A 16,155-nucleotide genomic window follows, 5' to 3' on the forward strand; every position below is an offset into this window, starting at 1 on the left:
ACTGATTCACTAGGAAGAATGGAAGGAGTTGCGATATGAGCAAGGATTATCAGAGTCTGGCGAACTTGAGCCCGTTCGAGCTCAAGGATGAGTTGATCAAGATCGCCTCGGGCGACGGAAATCGCCTCATGCTCAATGCGGGGCGGGGCAATCCCAATTTTCTGGCAACCACCCCGAGAAGAGCATTTTTCCGTCTGGGCTTGTTCGCGGCTGCCGAATCGGAACTTTCGTATTCGTATATGACCACGGTCGGTGTGGGAGGCCTGGCAAAGATCGAGGGCATAGAAGGGCGCTTCGAGCGCTATATTGCCGAGAACCGCGATCAGGAAGGCGTGCGCTTTCTCGGTAAATCCCTGAGTTATGTGCGCGATCAGCTGGGCTTGGATCCGGCCGCCTTCCTGCACGAAATGGTTGACGGTATTCTGGGCTGCAATTACCCCGTTCCCCCTCGGATGCTGAACATCAGCGAACAAATCGTGCGCCAGTACATCATCCGTGAAATGGGGGCCGATGCAATTCCCAGCGAGTCCGTGAACCTGTTTGCGGTCGAGGGGGGAACGGCCGCAATGGCCTACATCTTCGAGAGCATGAAGGTCAACGGCCTGCTCAAGGCTGGTGACAAGGTAGCCATCGGCATGCCGGTTTTCACTCCGTACATAGAAATTCCGGAACTGGCCCAGTATGCGCTGGAGGAGGTGGCCATCAATGCCGACCCGGCCCTCAACTGGCAATATCCGGACTCCGAGCTGGACAAGCTCAAGGATCCGGCCATCAAGATCTTCTTCTGTGTGAATCCCAGCAATCCGCCATCGGTAAAGATGGACGAGCGCAGCCTTGAGCGTGTGCGCAAGATTGTGGCCGAACATCGACCGGATCTGATGATCCTGACCGATGACGTCTATGGCACGTTTGCCGATGGCTTTCAGTCGCTCTTTGCGATTTGCCCGGCCAACACCTTGTTGGTCTATTCATTCTCCAAATACTTTGGTGCCACTGGCTGGCGTCTGGGGGTCGTCGCCGCCCATAAGGAAAACATCTTCGACTTGGCATTGGGCAAGCTGCCTGAGTCCGAGAAAACAGCACTCGATCATCGCTATCGTTCACTGCTGCCCGATGTGCGTTCATTGAAATTCATAGATCGCCTGGTTGCCGACAGCCGCGCTGTTGCCCTGAACCACACGGCCGGGCTGTCCACGCCGCAGCAGGTCCAGATGACCTTGTTCTCGCTGTTTGCGCTCATGGACGAGAGCGACCAGTACAAGCACACGCTCAAGCAACTGATACGACGTCGTGAAGCAACGCTGTATCGCGAGTTGGGAACGCCTCCGCAAAGAGATGAAAATGCGGTCGATTACTACACCTTGATCGACCTGCAGGACGTGACGTCGAAGCTTTATGGCGAAGCGTTCTCCAAATGGGCGGTCAAGCAGTCCTCGACCGGCGACATGCTGTTCCGGATTGCCGACGAAACAGGGATCGTGCTCCTGCCGGGGCGCGGCTTTGGATCGGACCGTCCATCGGGACGCGCCTCCTTGGCCAATCTCAACGAGTATGAGTATGCGGCCATAGGTCGTGCGCTGCGCAAAATGGCTGACGAGCTGTACGCGCAATACACCGAGCAAGGCAACAAACGCTGACGGTGAAGGGCTTGCCTGAATGGCCATGAGTGATCCTCTTGGCCACATTCAGGCTGCGGTGCAGTGCATCAAGGCTTTGCGGCACCGTCACTCACAAAAAGCCTGTCCCGCCACCAATGCATTTGAAAAGAGGCTTCGGCCTCTTTTCTGGTTTTCCTCTTCACTGAGCCGTCAGGCGTGAGAAGTCGCGATCAAGATCCTTGATGGCCGTCTCGATGCGTTTGCTTCGCTCGGCCGTCCACTGCTCCTCCTGGGCAAGCATTTGCCTGGAGCGCGCAATCATGCGGGCCATCTCCGCAGGCTGGGGGCCGCCAGCAGTCACACGATTCTTCACGATGGCCACAGGGTCCAGCGCTGCCCGGAACTCGCTCTCTGACATTGGCAGGCTGCCGTTCTCGATGGGCATCTCGTGTTTCAGCGTCGCTGCATAGATGCGCTGAGCATCGGCGTAGGGGAAGTCTCGTGGGGTGATATTGCGCTCCTTGGCAAAGCTCACGACCTCCGACGCAAAGTGGTGGCCAACGCGGAACGGCAATTTGTACTTGCGCATCAGAACATCGGCCACTTCCTGGGATGCCGTCCAGTCGAGATTGAGCTCCTCCAGTGCGCGCTCGGGATTGATGACCAGGCCGCCTAGCACCTTGTCAAACCCCTGAAGAGTGGAAATCGTGGCACCAACGAGCGCCGAAGAGTCATGGGAAGACTTGTTGTCGCTCATTCCCGGCGGAATATTGTGCTGGCTGATGAGGCGCCCCACACCCAGGGCCAAGACCCGCGAGGCATTGGCGCGGGTGTCGTTGAGCAATCCAGGATTGCGCTTCTGAGGCATGGCGCTGGAGACATAGGTGTTGCCTCCGCCTTCCCGGAGCAGAATCCAGGGTCTGGGCTGTGCATACTGCACCATCACGTCCTCGACAAAAGCTCCGACATGCAGGGCAATGCTCGAAGCAACTGCGCCAACCTCCACCGGCATTTCCGCAGCCAGGATTTGCGCGGCATCGTAGGCGTTATCCACGGTGCCCGGGTAGCCAAGGTACTTGGCCATGCGCTCCCGATTCAGCGGCCAGCTGGTGCCGTTGAGAACCGTAGTGCCCATTGCCGACTGGTCGATGCGTGCAAAAGCCTCGTGAAGACGCTGGGCATCACGGTCAAAGCCCGCGAGATGTCCCAGAAGATAGTGCCCGTAACTGTTGGGCTGGGCCGCAACCCCGTTGGTATAGTTCGGAACGACTGTGCCGGCATAGGTCTCCGCCAGCCGCAGAAGATGAGCACGGGTCTGAGCCAGCTGCCTGGCCAGACGCAGCATGTCGTCGCGCTGTATGGCGGAGCGCACGGTGGCCAGCATGTCCTGACTTGAACGCCCGGCATGCAGCAAAGTCGCTTCCACGCCGGCAGCTTCGATGAGCAGGGGCTCGAATGTGATCACCAGACCCGGTCGTTTTCCGTTGGGAGCATCGCCTGCCGCCAGCACACTCTGCAGACCTCGTGCAATTTTGGGCGCCATGGCTTTGTCCAGCAGGCCTTCGTCGGTATTGATGACTGCCGAAGCCTTGTTGATCTGGCCCAGCCAGAAAAAGGCATCTCGCTTTGACTCCTGCGCAAGCGTGACGTTGGCCAGCGCTGCCAGCGCAAACCCGGCAACTAGCAGCTTGCGCAGCGCGCCGTCGGCAAGACGGCCAGGGAAAATGAGGTTGGCGGCAGTGCGCTTTCGACTGGCTCTGTACTTCATGTATGTCTCCGCGGCTTTAGAAATTGATGCTGAGCAAGGCCAGCTGCACTGCATGACCGACTTGCGTTCTCTGCAAGCACAGAGGCGAGATATCTCTGCATGATGCGAGGACGCAAGTGGCTTCAATGGGCTGACCCGTAAGCAGCTGAGCTTAAGACCAGGAGAGGACAGCGTGTAGATGCGCAAACCTGGGCAGTGGCAGGCTGACGACAGCCGGCCATGCATGCTGTGTTTTCGCGCACTTCGCGGTTGCAGGCGTGGCCATAGTCTCCTGGGTTTCGAAGGAGCTGATCCCTCATGCATGGCAGCATTCGCAGCGTGGCCGATCGCCGAGCATTTGCGACCTGGATTTCGCAGGGATGAGGTTCAGGCGTTTGCCGGACGCATGTCCTGCATCAATTGATAGAGCGCTTCAGCCACCAATGAAAGGCTGCGCTCTCGCTTCCGGACCATGTAGATCTGCCTGTCCATACCTGGCAGCAGCAGGTGCCGCGCCACCAATCCAGGCTTGCCGAAGTGAAACAGGCTCAGCGCGGGAGCTACGGTGATGCCTAGTCCGGCTTGCACCAGCCCCATCACGGTGGCCAATTGCTCAACTTCAACGAAAGTCTGCATTTTTCGCGGGAAAAAAGCGGCATCCAGATACTGACGAACGCTGCTGTGGCGTGCCAGGTGGATGAATGGCCAGGGCGTCAGATCTTCCAGCGACAGCGCGTCCTTGTCCGCCAGTGGATGGTCGCTAGGGCACACCATATAGAAGCCGTCACTGCAAAACGGCTCTGCCTTCAGGTCGGGGGTATCCACGCGTATGGCGGCCAACGCAAAATCCGCCTCTCCATTGGCCACGGCAGCAATGCATGGCTCGGACAGCACGTCCAACACACTCAGCTGAACTCCTGGATGCCGGGCCGTGTACACCTTCAGCACCTCAGGAAGCCAGCCTGCGGCAAGGGATGGCAGCAATGCAACTGATACATGTCCCTGGGCCAGTTGTGCAGTATCACGCATCGCTCTTTCGCAGGCAGCGAACTCTGCGGCGAGGCGCTCTGCAGACTGCAAAAATCGCTCCCCTTCACGGGTAAGCACCACGTGTCTCGTGCTGCGGTCGAAAAGCTTGAGACCTACCGTTTGCTCCAAGGAGCGGATGAGGGCACTGAAAGCCGGTTGTGACAAGTGGCACATGCTGGCGGCCTGGGTGAAGTTCTTTTGTTTGGCCAGTACCAGGAATGCCTGCACATCGCGCGACGATAGATTCATTTGAAATGCAGATTAATTAATCTCAATAATCGATTTCACAGCTTATAGCGGTTTTCCTATAGTGGGCAACAGGAGGTTTCATGACAAGAGTGCAAAACGAAACGACGTCATTGCTCATCGGATGTGCGGCAGGCTTTTCCGGCGATCGAATTGATGCAGCGCAACCCGTCGTGCGGGAGCTGGTTCGACAAAGCAAACCTGCCTTTCTGATCTTTGAAACGCTTGCCGAGCGCACTCTGGCACTGGCACAACTTGCTCGTCGTCAGAATCCCGATGCCGGCTATGAGCCTCTCATGGTGGATTTTCTCCGGCCCGTGCTCGCCGACTGCCTCGCGCACGGCATCCGAATCGTCAGCAACTTTGGCGCGGCCAACCCACAAGGTGCAGCCCGAGCCATCGCGGCATTGGCCAAGGAGCTCGGAACGCGCCAACCCCAAATAGCAGTGGTTCATGGAGATGACCTCAGCGGCCCCGCGCATTACCAGTTGCTCGAAAAAGCTCTGGGCTCGGACATGCCAGAGCAGCAACTGGTGAGCGCCAATGCCTATATAGGTGCACGACCCATTGCCGAGGCCCTGCTGGCAGGTGCAGACATTGTGGTGTGCGGCCGCGTCTCCGACCCCTCACTGGTGGTGGGTCCTGCCATGGCCCACTTCGGCTGGGCCTGGGATGACTGGGATCGCCTGGCCCGAGCCACGATGACCGGGCATCTGCTGGAATGTGGAACCCAGGTCTCTGGCGGCTATTTCGCAGACCCCGGGTACAAAGATGTACCGGACATGGACCGCCTGGGGTATCCCATTGCCGAAATCGACAGCGCAGGTAACAGCACCATCTTCAAGCCATCTCTGACCGGGGGGTGCATCACTGCAGCTACGGTCAAGGAGCAACTGCTCTACGAAATCCATGACCCTGCCTGCTACCTCACGCCAGACGTTGTTGCCGACATCACTCAGGCAGAAGTGATTTCGGTTGGGCCTGACCGGGTGCGCCTGGAAGGTGTCATCGGCCACCCGAGACCGGAGACGCTCAAAGTCAATGTCTGCTTCGAGTCAGGGTGGTTTGCCGAGGGAGAGATCTCCTACGCAGGTCCAAGAGCTGCTGAACGTGCGCGTTTGGCCGCCCAGACCATATCCAGGCGCCTGGCGAATATTGCCCCCCTCAGAACAGACCTGATCGGCGTAACCAGCGTCTGGGGAAACGACAGCAGCGACTGGCTGACTGAAGCAAGCATTGCTGGCAAATCCCGGGATGTTCGGCTTCGCATGGCCTGGCAGCATGCCGACCATGCAGTTGCTGCGCGTCTGCCGCGCGAGATAAATGCCTTGTATTGCTGCGGCCCGGCGGGGGGAGGGGGCGTTCGCACCCATATGCGCCAGCGCCTGGGAATGGTGTCGTGCCTGGTACCTCAGCAACAGATTACGACTGGTTTTCACTGGACCAAGTCGCATCAGGAGTAAGCCATGAACTCAAGCCTTACCGTTCCCCTTTACCGAGTTGCACATGGACGCACGGGTGACAAAGGCAACCGCTCAAACATCAGCGTCATTGCATGGCATCCGCAGTTGTGGGAAGTGGTGTGCGAACAAGTCACCGAACAAGCCGTGATTCGTCTGTTTGCAGACCGCAAGCCAAGCCATGTCCGGCGATACCTGCTACCCAGGCTACACGCCATGAATCTGGTGCTCGACAACGTGCTGGATGGGGGGGTCAATGACTCGCTGAATCTGGATAGCCATGGAAAAACGCTGTGCTTCAGGGTGCTTGAAATGCCTGTCGTGGTTCCATGCCATCTCGAGTCACTGCTGGCCGGTCCGACACACTGAATTGCTACAACAACCACTAGGAGACAAACCATGAAATTTCTGACACGACGCACTGTTCTTGCATGCGGTGCAAGCCTGGCACTCAGCCCCTTGGCGTTTGCACAGGGCGAATATCCAAACAAGCCCATTACCTTTATCGTTCCGTTTGCCGCCGGCAGCGCCACAGACCAGCTTGCGCGCGCCTTGGGACAAGCCGTTTCCGAGCAAACCAAGCAGCCGGTCGTGGTGGAAAACAAAGGCGGTGCCAGTGGCATGATTGCGGCTCAAGCGGTGGCCAAGGCCGCGCCGGATGGCTATACCGTGCTCATCACGACCAATACGACGCATGCGGCCAATGAACATTTGTACAAAAAGCTCTCCTATGACCCTGTCAAGGATTTCACCCCCATCACAGGTCTGGGCAAAGGTGGGCAGGTTCTGGTCGTCCCTGCGACTTCGCCATATCAGTCCGTGGGCGAGCTGCTGAGCTACGCCAAAGCCAATCCCGGCAAGCTGAGTTTCGGCAGCGGCAGCTCTTCAAGCAGAGTCGCAGGCGAAATGCTCAAGCAGCTCGCTGGCGTCGATATCCTTCACGTTCCCTACAAGAGCAATCCGCTTGCTCTCACGGATCTCCTCGGGGGGCAGATAAACCTGATGATTACAGACGTCTCAACGGGCGTTCCTCAGATCAAGGCGGGTAAGTTGCGCCCATTGGGATATTCCACCCAGAAGCGCAGCGCACAGTTGCCCGATGTTCCGACCATCTCGGAAGCGGGTGTCAAAGGCTATGACATGGGCTACTGGTTTGCCGCTTACACACCCGCCAATACACCAGCACCTGTCGCGGGCAGACTCAACCAATTGCTGGCCAAAGCCGTGAACAGTGCTGCGGCCAAGTCCTTCTTCAATATGTCCGGCTCCGAAGCCTGGACCACCTCAGCCCCGGAGTTGGCACAATTCCAAGCCGCCGAAACCACCAAGTGGGGGCAGGTCATCAAGGCGGCAGGCATTACCCCTGAATAAAGCAGACGACTGCTCAGCGGTCAAGGATATTGGCCGCTGACTCGCACACCACTCACTTTTCAAGTGAACAGCCCGGCTGCCTTGAGGTGCTTGGCGCTCGCTGTAGAGCACGCCACCACGCGTTATGCAGTTGCACCTGCGAGACGCTGCGCACGAAAAACTGTCCCGTGCCGAAGTCGACGGAGACGTGAAAAGTAGCAGAACAAAAGGCTCATTTGATGAGACACGCCTCGCCAAAGCGCCCGATGTTCCGTTATCGGAGTTGAAAAATGCTGGTCAATTGCAACTCCAAACCATGCGCATTAACCTTTGGCCAAAGCAAGCACCAGTCTGAGCAGACTAACGCTTGAAACCACCTTGGATATCGACGTCAATCTTCCAGTATGGGTAGCCGATCTGCTTGATCTGATCAATTGAAGTCACACTGCGTAAGGCAACCTAATACAAGCATAGTAATGCAAATGCCTCACAATCAAGCCTTTGAAAACTCAAGCATTCTTTGGCATCGACAAGAGGTTTTAAATATTAAATCATTCGGCTTTAAATTAAGCCGTCCCAAAATACTTAACTGCTCTTGAGAAATTGGATAAATGGCAGGACTTGCCATTAAGCAAAACGAATATCACCGTCAAAGCACGTTGACCTACCGCTGCATGAGCTCGCCGCGCACCATGGAGCCGTGGATTGAACAATCTGGAAGCATCGGGTTGTGCACATCACCCGACCCGCAGCCAGATTTCACGGCCCTTCTGCCAACTATGCTTGGCGGCAGTTGCGGCCCGCTACGGCCAAGCGTCCTCCAATCGTGTACCACTTTGCCTCCCATATGAGAAGTTGCCTGGCCAGCAGGTGACTGCAGCTTCGCCAGCACTCCAACTGAGAAATCGCACGATTTCGGGATTTTTAGTCCAATTCTTATAGACCTGATTCGCTCCCTTAGTAAAAATCCAATCTAGATATTACATAGCAACAAGCATTGCATCGTAATGGTTGGCCCATTTACTGAGTCGTATATGCCATCTAGGTAAACGCCAAATTCATTTTGACCTATGAATGCATGAACGATTCTGGATTTTTATCAAGGAGTTATGCAGATCATATTTGAAGATAAATACCGTATTGCAGCGGCATTAATCGCCACGATCACAACGTCACTTGTTTCCCCGATCGCCAGCGCAAACATGATGGTCTATCCAATGGGGACCTCCATCGGGGCTGGCAGTGGGCCAGCCGCGGAGCTGCGCATCTATTCGAAATCCGAATCGACGCAATACGTGAAGGTGACTGCGAAGCGCGTAATAGACCCGGCAACAGATCACGAGCGCGAGGAGACCAGCATGAACTCCGGCGACGACGCGGTCGTGATCTCGCCAGCGAAGTTCGCATTGCCTGCTGGCGGCACGCGGCTCGTGCGGGTGATTTCGCTGGGCGTGCCTCAGAAGGAGGTGCTGTATCGCATCTACATGGAACCGGTGGCGTCGCTCTCTGAAGACCATTCCGCAGTGAACGATGAGGTGTCCGGCAAAGTCAACTTCACCATCTCGTGGGCACCGCTCGTTCGTGTACTGCCCAAGACGCCCGTTCCCGATTTCGAGGTGTCGAACGGACTTCTGACCAACACCGGCAATGTTCGGATCGGCCTTGTTGACGCCGGTGCCTGTCAGACCGAGACAGAAGACTCTTCATGCCAGTGGAAGAAATTTGAACGCAGCGTCTATCCAGACCAGCAGTTCAGGATGGACGGACTGGATTCCGCACCTTATGTGCGAATCCGATATCGAGTCGAGGGAATGTCAGATGTACAGCAGAAGGTTGTACGTACGGCTCCCATCAACGCGATAGACGCGCCGAGCGCTAACAACGAAACCCAACCGGGTCCCACCAATTTATGAATGAATTGAAGATGTCCAGTGATCCAGCTTCGTCGATGCGGAAATTTGACTGGGAATTGCCGGTGGCGCCGGTGGTGCTGCTTGCGCCCGAGGTTGAGCCACCTTGCAAATTCATAGCAAAGTCCTTGCTTCCTTCAAGAGCGGCGATCTCGAAGGTTTCTGTGACGTAGCGCTCAATAATGATCACGCCATCGCGATACGCATAGGACAGTCCCAGCCTGGCTGTCACGAACTCAGTGATGCCGCGCGGCGTGTTGTTCTTCCAGTCCATCTCAACCGTGTCGAGCAGGAGGTTTGGACCAGGGCGTATGACCTCGACGCTCGCCTGGCCAGCAGCGGCCAGAGGTGCAGGCATGCTCATTCCTGCAACTGTGGCGGTCGCGGGCTTGGCCGGCTGGGCGGTGCTTGGGCTAGAGGCGACTGCCGATGACGCCGAGCTGTATACGTCCTGCTTGATGCGAAACGGAACGCCAGTTATGCGGGACATGCGTTCGGCCCAAACTGCGAGGCTGACCTTGCCGCCAGTGCTTTTGTCTTCAAAGCTGATGAGCTTGAAGGTTTCATCGAAGATGGCGGGAAGGGAGTCTTCGGAGCTGATCTCGATCATCTCCGAGCCGATCCATGGACGCGATGCACGGCGCGCAACGATGGGCGAGAGCTGACGGGCTGCCGCTGCATTTGTGGCAGTCTTGTGGCCCTGTGTGGACTCTTCTACGCGCAGGCTCCGATTCATGACACCTGCGGCCTCCATGGAGCTGTCAATGTGGCCACGAACTTGCTGGGTGACTGCGGGCGAGACACATCCTGCGAGCAGCAGAGCAGAAACGAGGGCCGTGGGTACGACGCTGTGCTTTAGGTTGGCCAGAATCATTGGGTGCATTCCTTGTCTTGCTCGCCACGGCGGGTGATACGGGCCAAGGGCGGGTTATTGGGGTAGAAGCAGACATCGAGCGGGTATTCGCTCGCTTGAATGCCTGGTGACGACAGGGCGGCGGTCACGGCCTGCTCGAATGGCATTTCGTAGGTCTCGGGGCTTCCGATCACGACATGCTTGCGCGCATCCCAGCGCACGCGATAGCCGGCTTCTGCGGCCCAGCGTGTGAAGGCCTTGTTCAGCGTTACGTCCTGGAGCTTGAGCTCCCAGCGACGTGCAGGCTGTCCAGAGCCGTCAGTGAAGGAGGCTTTCCAGTGTTGGCGCGCCTGGTCCACCCACGAGCCCGAGCCTGGAACTGCGCTGGTTGTGAACAGTCCCTCAATCTGCGCGCGCGATGGTGCGCTTCCCTGTACCACTGCAGTGGCCACCGCTGTAGTCGGTGCGCTCGCTGCTACTGCTTCCAGCTTGGTGCCAGCAGCAGTTTCGGTGAGCTGAAGCTTGATCCCTGGAGGGAGTTGGCTGTTGACCGTCGAGATCAGATTGGCGACCGTGGAGCCGCCTGCCTGTTTGACGGACACCTGAGTGTCCAGTGGTACTGGGCTGCTGAAGGGAACGCCCAGCCGATCTGCCAAGAGTTGAGCCAGGCCTTGCGCCTTGTCCTGCCATGTGACTTCGATTTCTGATTGCAGGAGCGTTGATTTGGCGCTGGTGCCTTCAGCTTCCTGTGCCATGGTCGGCCAGGCAGTAAGCGCAACAGCGACAGCTGCCACGCATCGTCCTAGGTGATGAAATTTCATTGCGTTCCTCATTTGCTTGCTCGGGCCATGGCGTCTGCCCAGGCAAACTCGCGGTACAAAGCGAGAACCATGGGGACGTAGGCTTGTGTTTCGCGGTACGGCGGAATGCCTTTGTGCTTACGCACGGCGCCAGGGCCGGCGTTGTATGCGGCGAGTGCCAGCTCCCAGTCTCTAAACTCGAACCACATCTTTCGCAGGTAAGCTGCGCCGGTGGCCAGCCCAAGCTCGGGCTGATACAGGTTCACCTTTGGGTCCTGCAAGCCTTCGCCACGGGCTGTATCTGGCATGACTTGAGTGAGACCGAGAGCACCTGCAGGCGATCTCGCACGCGAGTTGAATTGGCTCTCGATAGCCACGAGAGCCATTAGCAGCGCAGGTTCCAGTCCGTAGTGAACAGCGATCGCGCGAATGGCCGGCTCGTGCTGCCAATAGTTGCGGAGCAGTTGCTCACAGTGGGCAGACCTGGAATTTCCGCGAAGGCAGTCGTAGGTCGGGAGCTTTTTCGGCGGCACCTGGGCCAGGGACAGGCCAGGTGCGGCGACGAGGGCTGCTAATAGCAGATTGCGAGTGATGTGGGCTAGGCTAAACATCCGCGCCTCACAGCATCGAGAGGGCCAACAGCCCAATGAGCAAGGTTGTTGTGCCTTTCACGAGATAGTGCACAAGCTCGCCCGTGGCAACACGTCCCGAGGTGTAGCGACCGTAAAGGCCGCTGAAGGCACTGGCTGTGACAAGAAAGAAAAACGCGCCGCTTCCTGCAAGCAGCATTTGCTTGAGGCTGGGCATCTGTATCCCGGAGCCCTGCAGGAAGCCTTGCTGCATTGCCGCCGAAACTTCCATGCATGCGCCGGTGACGTCTCGCGGGCAGCTGTTGCCACTCAACCCTGTGCCACCGTTGCCACCCGTGCTTCCAGAGCCGTTTCCGGGCGGGTTGGTGTTGCCTGGGTTGGTAGGTCGTCCATTGGCCATCCTGGCGGCCATGTCGCATATAGATGTGCCATTGCTGTCGGCAAAGCCACGGCAAGACCCTGAGTTAATCATTCGCTGGCAGTTGCCGATGCCAAGCTGCACGCAAGCGAGCACCAGATTCCCGTCGACGGCGCGCCCATCAAAAGTGCCCAAGCCAATCAATTGGCGGACCACCCCGGAACGCATGGCGTCGGCGGTCAGTTGGGACCAAGCATCGATCTGGGCCTGCAGGGGCAGCTGGCGATACTGTTCAGGCGTCACCCCTGCATACTTGGCGATGTTTGTCCTGTTCATCTGCAGGACGCCATAGCAGCAGCTGCCGTTGAACGCGCTGGTGTTGCCGCCCGATTCAACGTTGATAGCGAGGTTGGCCACAGCCTGCGCGTTCTGCTTTAGCCAGGCACTCGCATTTGGCGAGTTTTGAATGGCTTGGGTAATGTCTGCAGAGCTGACGATGGCGGCCAGAGCCACGGCTGGCAATAGCCACACAAGCTTGGATAGTCGCGGGAAAAAGCGGCAGCTCATGTCTAGCTCAGGCGCATGGCGCGATTGCATGCGGGAATGACTTTGCCGAACTGCCATGCGCGGAATCGAATCGTCAGGGCTGGCTGGGTCTGCTCTATGCGGTACTCGACGCGGTTCTGCGATCGGTCGGTATTGGCGTACAACATGCAGTAGCCGGGGAGTTCAATGGCGCGCAGTCCAGGCCGAGGCGGCCAAGCGATGACACGCATGGTGCAGACACTGTAGATGTCCATGGCTGCCGCGCCATTTGGTGCATCCAGGCAAAGTGTGTTGCCCGCAGCGGCGAACATGCTGAAGATGACTTTGCCCTCAGCGGTTGCGGCGTCACCCAGCAGCGCGAACGCAGGCATGCGCTTTCCTGCACTGCCCAGTCGTGGAGCGGAAAGCTCTGTTGCCCAAACTGTCTTGAGGATCTCCCGGTCCTCCGCTGTACCCGTGGACGAAAACACCGAGCTGTCGAAGACGACTTCTCGCATGATCTCCCAGGACTGCGCGTGAGAGCTTGTCGCCATGGCAATGGCAAGCGCAGGGAATAGGGCAGAAATGAGGGGGCGAACGGAGGCGGGCGCGATCATCGTTGGTCCGCCTTCAAACGACCGCCACGCTCCAACTCATCCATGAATTGCTCGGGCGGTGTGGCGCCAACCAAGCGCTTGCCGCTTGCCAGCACCACGGTGGGCGTGTTGTTCATGCCATAGCGCTCGCCGAGCTTGAGGATCTCAACCAAACCATCGGTGTTGCACGACTCGGGCAATTGCGGCCGTGCGCCGTCCATGATGGCTTTCCACACGCCGGCACGGTCGCGTGAGCACCAGGCCATACGTGCAAGAGATTGACTTCGCCGGTCAGTGATAGGGAAGATGAAACGATAGATCGTCACGTTGTCGATCTGGTCGACGAACTTTGTGAAGACTCGGCAGATGGGGCAGAACGGGTCTTCGAAGAGCGCCATCACACGGCTTCCATCTCCGTGCACTTCCTTAATCGCGTGCTGCAGGGGAAGCTTGTTGAATGGGATGACCATCCTCTTGTCTTGTTGCAAGGCGGTCAGGTCTGTTTTGCTCTTCAAATCCATCAACGAGCCGCCAACAAAACTGTAACGACCCGTTTCATTCACATAGAATATCTCCCCTTCGGAAATCACCTCATAAATGTTGGTGAGTGGTGTTGTATTGATTTGCTCTACACGCACCGCTCCGTTCGTGTTTGCGTTGACGCCAGCCTTGATCTGCGCCGCAACCTTCTCTGATACGTCTGCAGCTATTGCTCCAGCCGTCAGGCTAACGAACAAAGCCGCGGCTGCGGCAAGCCTGCCTCTCACTACGCGAGGCATTGCTTTGATATGTGATTGCTTTTGCATGGACCGCACTGTAGGGAGCGGTCGGCGTTGCCTCCAGCGGAAACCGTGCGTTACATACATCACGGTTTCCGCTTGACATATCAAACCCGAATTGATCTATATTTTGAACTGTCGAGGTGTGTGTCTCGCCAGCCAAAGAAGGCGCCGATGAGGCGGCTTCTTCGTGCGGGCATTCACACGGGTAGATGAATGAATAATTTGCTTGTTGCCGGCACGATGGATGTTCCCGCCGGCTGGGATTTCCGTTTTGGAGATTTTCTAACCGATCTATTTTTTCAAGAGGGCCTGGCAGATAGCACTCTTCAGGTGCTCCAGATCCAGTTGCGAGCTTTCAACGCATGGCTGTTTGAAGCGACCGGCCGCTCTTGGGAACATGCTACGGTCGACGACTTGCAGGTATTCCTACTTAGCTGGAAAGACACCAGATCAGTGTCGGCGCTACGACTCAAACAATGGATGCTGCAGCGGCTGTACCGTTGGGCGAAAGAGTCCGGCATCGTGGACCTTGGCGTTCACCGCGCGCTGCTACCACTGCGCGGAGGCTTGCGCCGCCCACGTCGCCCACCATCGAGTAACGCGATCGCTAAGCTGATGGAGCTACCGGACACGAAAACTGCCAACGGCATGCGAGATCGCGCAGCTTTGGAGCTGCTTTATGGATCTGGACTACGTGCAGGAGAGCTGCTGAACATCACGCTCGATCAGGTCCCCGCCAGCGGCAAGCCCATGCAGATATGGGGAAAGGGGAGCAAAGAGCGTTTGGTTGTCGTTGGAGAACATGCTAGGTATTGGCTTGCTCAATACAAAGCGGCGCGACAAGCGATCCTTGCAGCCGGAGGCCATGGCAAAAGATCCACATCCAAACTGTTTGTTAGTAGCGGACGCTATCCAGACTACCGTTACTACCAGTTGCGCAGAATGGTCAGCCGTTACGGCCGCGAATGCGGCCTTCGCTTGACACCCCATGCATTGCGACACGCCTTTGCGTCGCATCTGCACCAGGGAAAAGCGTCTCTTCACACTATCCAGTTACTGCTGGGTCATGAGCGTCAAGAGACGACTGCACACTATGTCTCTATCTTGCATGAGGATATTCGTGCCATGGCGGATCAGCACCATCCACGTGGCGCGAATTTCGAGCGCTATGTGCGTTGGTAGTCTTGTCCCGTTGAGGCTGAATCGGTAGCATTTCCGCGTTTTCTACGCGCCTGAGCTTTTGAATATCGCAGAGCCATTGTCTCAAAGCACTACCCGCTGCACTGTCAGCAAATCAGCATGTGTAGCGCCATTCTTCCAATTTGTGGCAATGCAGCGTATCTGCTGTGTCTTGCGGTATAAACGAGGCTTTTCAGAAAATAGACTGTCATGGGTAGGGCAGTCTATTTTTTATTAGCGGCTCGGTTTCAATTCCGTAACTATGGCCTTACCCTTGATGACCTTGGCCTGGAACTTCACCTTGTCACCGACCTGCAGGCCGTCGAGCATCTTTTTGTCGGCCACCTCAAACCCCATGGTCATGGCGGGCATAGCCAGGTTCGGGATATCTCCATGACGCAAGACGATAAGGTTCTTTTGGACGTCGATCTTGCGGACTTCGCCATCAACGAGGGGCATGGTGGCTGCAGAGGCTCCAGTTCCAGGCGCCATCTGCATTTTCAAGTCCTGGGCGTGGACTACCGCGAACGCGACCAGAGCGAGAACTGTGGCAAGAATGTGGTTTGCCTTCATGAGTCTGTCTTTCAAAAATGCGGTTTGGAAGCTTCGATTGCGGGAGGGGTCTGGTTTGGAGCGTGGCGCCCAGTTGATGGACGCCTGCGATGGATCAAGTACCAGGCAGCTGGGATGACCAGCATGCTTAGGAGGGGGGCCGTGACCATACCGCCGACCATCGGTGCGGCGATGCGGGTCATGACTTCCGAGCCCGTGCCATGTCCGACCAGAATAGGAAGCAGACCCGCCATGACTACAGCCACGGTCATGGCCTTTGGCCGCACGCGCATGACGGCTCCCTCGCGAATGGCAGCCAGCAACGTTTCTTCATTGTCCGGCTCGCCTGAGGCTAGATGCTGTCTCCAGGCGTTCTGCAGGTAGACCAGCATCACGACGCCAAACTCGGCGGCAACGCCGGCCAGGGCAATGAACCCCACGGCAGAGGCCACCGACACCGCGTGACCGAGCGCCCAGATGAACCAGAATCCACCGACAAGCGAGAATGGAACTGCTGCCATGACCAATGCGGCATCGCCTGCACTGCGAAACAGGACGTAGAGCAGCATGAAGATGACAG

Annotated in this window: 17 protein-coding genes; 7 read left to right on the top strand and 10 right to left on the bottom strand. The window is 57.4% G+C overall.

Going from position 1 to position 16,155, the window contains the following annotated elements; translation table 11 throughout:
• The first annotated feature begins 35 nt into the window (after positions 1 to 35).
• Positions 36 to 1,637, top strand: coding sequence for an aspartate 4-decarboxylase (aspD, locus tag CTATCC11996_RS08355; RefSeq protein WP_003075087.1), 1,602 nt, complete (start codon positions 36 to 38; stop codon positions 1,635 to 1,637).
• Positions 1,638 to 1,797: 160 nt separating this feature from the next.
• On the opposite strand, the gene CTATCC11996_RS08360 is transcribed toward aspD, so the two are convergent.
• Positions 1,798 to 3,366: an argininosuccinate lyase gene (locus CTATCC11996_RS08360; RefSeq protein WP_003075088.1), complete on the bottom strand. Its 1,569-nt coding sequence runs from the start codon at positions 3,364 to 3,366 to the stop codon at positions 1,798 to 1,800.
• Between the two features lie 366 nt (positions 3,367 to 3,732).
• Positions 3,733 to 4,623 carry a LysR family transcriptional regulator gene (locus CTATCC11996_RS08365; RefSeq protein ID WP_003075089.1) on the bottom strand — a complete coding sequence of 297 codons (891 nt, stop codon included), beginning with the start codon at positions 4,621 to 4,623 and terminating at the stop codon, positions 3,733 to 3,735.
• Between the two features lie 80 nt (positions 4,624 to 4,703).
• Here CTATCC11996_RS08365 and CTATCC11996_RS08370 point away from each other — a divergent pair, with 80 nt between their 5' ends.
• From CTATCC11996_RS08370 to CTATCC11996_RS24875, 5 genes are all read left to right on the top strand, one after another.
• Positions 4,704 to 6,083 carry an acyclic terpene utilization AtuA family protein gene (locus tag CTATCC11996_RS08370; RefSeq protein ID WP_034348472.1) on the top strand — a complete coding sequence of 460 codons (1,380 nt, stop codon included), beginning with the start codon at positions 4,704 to 4,706 and terminating at the stop codon, positions 6,081 to 6,083.
• Positions 6,084 to 6,086: 3 nt separating this feature from the next.
• A complete protein-coding gene (locus tag CTATCC11996_RS08375) occupies positions 6,087 to 6,449 on the top strand; it encodes an AtuA-related protein (RefSeq protein WP_034348474.1) in 363 nt (120 codons plus the stop codon).
• Between the two features lie 30 nt (positions 6,450 to 6,479).
• Positions 6,480 to 7,451: a Bug family tripartite tricarboxylate transporter substrate binding protein gene (locus CTATCC11996_RS08380; RefSeq protein ID WP_003075094.1), complete on the top strand. Its 972-nt coding sequence runs from the start codon at positions 6,480 to 6,482 to the stop codon at positions 7,449 to 7,451.
• A gap of 124 nt (positions 7,452 to 7,575) precedes the next feature.
• The gene (locus CTATCC11996_RS26195) at positions 7,576 to 7,785 is read left to right on the top strand and encodes a hypothetical protein (RefSeq protein WP_238532401.1); all 210 of its coding nucleotides are present in this window, start codon (positions 7,576 to 7,578) and stop codon (positions 7,783 to 7,785) included.
• Positions 7,786 to 8,539: 754 nt separating this feature from the next.
• Entirely contained in the window at positions 8,540 to 9,343 is an 804-nt protein-coding gene (locus CTATCC11996_RS24875) for a fimbrial protein TcfA (protein ID WP_003075097.1), read from the top strand.
• Here the strand turns inward: CTATCC11996_RS24875 and CTATCC11996_RS08390 are convergent.
• The 6 genes from CTATCC11996_RS08390 to CTATCC11996_RS08415 form a co-directional block, all read right to left on the bottom strand.
• A complete protein-coding gene (locus CTATCC11996_RS08390) occupies positions 9,306 to 10,214 on the bottom strand; it encodes a hypothetical protein (protein ID WP_003075100.1) in 909 nt (302 codons plus the stop codon). The two genes, CTATCC11996_RS24875 and CTATCC11996_RS08390, sit on opposite strands and share 38 nt — an antisense overlap.
• Positions 10,211 to 10,948, bottom strand: a complete 738-nt coding sequence (locus CTATCC11996_RS08395; protein ID WP_003075101.1) for a TcpQ domain-containing protein — start codon at positions 10,946 to 10,948, stop codon at positions 10,211 to 10,213. The genes CTATCC11996_RS08390 and CTATCC11996_RS08395 overlap by 4 nt, the downstream gene beginning before the upstream one ends.
• 74 nt (positions 10,949 to 11,022) lie before the next feature.
• A complete protein-coding gene (locus CTATCC11996_RS08400) occupies positions 11,023 to 11,604 on the bottom strand; it encodes a lytic transglycosylase domain-containing protein (protein WP_003055011.1) in 582 nt (193 codons plus the stop codon).
• A gap of 7 nt (positions 11,605 to 11,611) precedes the next feature.
• A complete protein-coding gene (locus CTATCC11996_RS08405; protein WP_034348475.1) occupies positions 11,612 to 12,538 on the bottom strand; it encodes a hypothetical protein in 927 nt (308 codons plus the stop codon).
• Positions 12,511 to 13,083, bottom strand: coding sequence for a hypothetical protein (locus CTATCC11996_RS08410; protein WP_003075103.1), 573 nt, complete (start codon positions 13,081 to 13,083; stop codon positions 12,511 to 12,513). The genes CTATCC11996_RS08405 and CTATCC11996_RS08410 overlap by 28 nt, the downstream gene beginning before the upstream one ends.
• Entirely contained in the window at positions 13,080 to 13,841 is a 762-nt protein-coding gene (locus tag CTATCC11996_RS08415; RefSeq protein WP_003075104.1) for a DsbC family protein, read from the bottom strand. Before CTATCC11996_RS08415 ends, CTATCC11996_RS08410 begins: the two co-directional genes overlap by 4 nt.
• 216 nt (positions 13,842 to 14,057) lie before the next feature.
• Here CTATCC11996_RS08415 and CTATCC11996_RS08420 point away from each other — a divergent pair, with 216 nt between their 5' ends.
• Entirely contained in the window at positions 14,058 to 15,026 is a 969-nt protein-coding gene (locus CTATCC11996_RS08420) for a tyrosine-type recombinase/integrase (protein WP_232538231.1), read from the top strand.
• Positions 15,027 to 15,257: 231 nt separating this feature from the next.
• Here CTATCC11996_RS08420 and CTATCC11996_RS08425 read toward each other — a convergent pair whose 3' ends face one another.
• Positions 15,258 to 15,596, bottom strand: a complete 339-nt coding sequence (locus CTATCC11996_RS08425; RefSeq protein WP_003075106.1) for a copper-binding protein — start codon at positions 15,594 to 15,596, stop codon at positions 15,258 to 15,260.
• Between the two features lie 11 nt (positions 15,597 to 15,607).
• Positions 15,608 to 16,155, bottom strand: a 548-nt coding sequence (locus CTATCC11996_RS08430; protein WP_003075107.1) for an efflux RND transporter permease subunit, incomplete at its 5' end; no start/stop codon positions are given.

Source organism: Comamonas testosteroni ATCC 11996, from assembly GCF_000241525.1.
Classification (GTDB): Bacteria; Pseudomonadota; Gammaproteobacteria; order Burkholderiales; family Burkholderiaceae_C; genus Comamonas; species Comamonas testosteroni.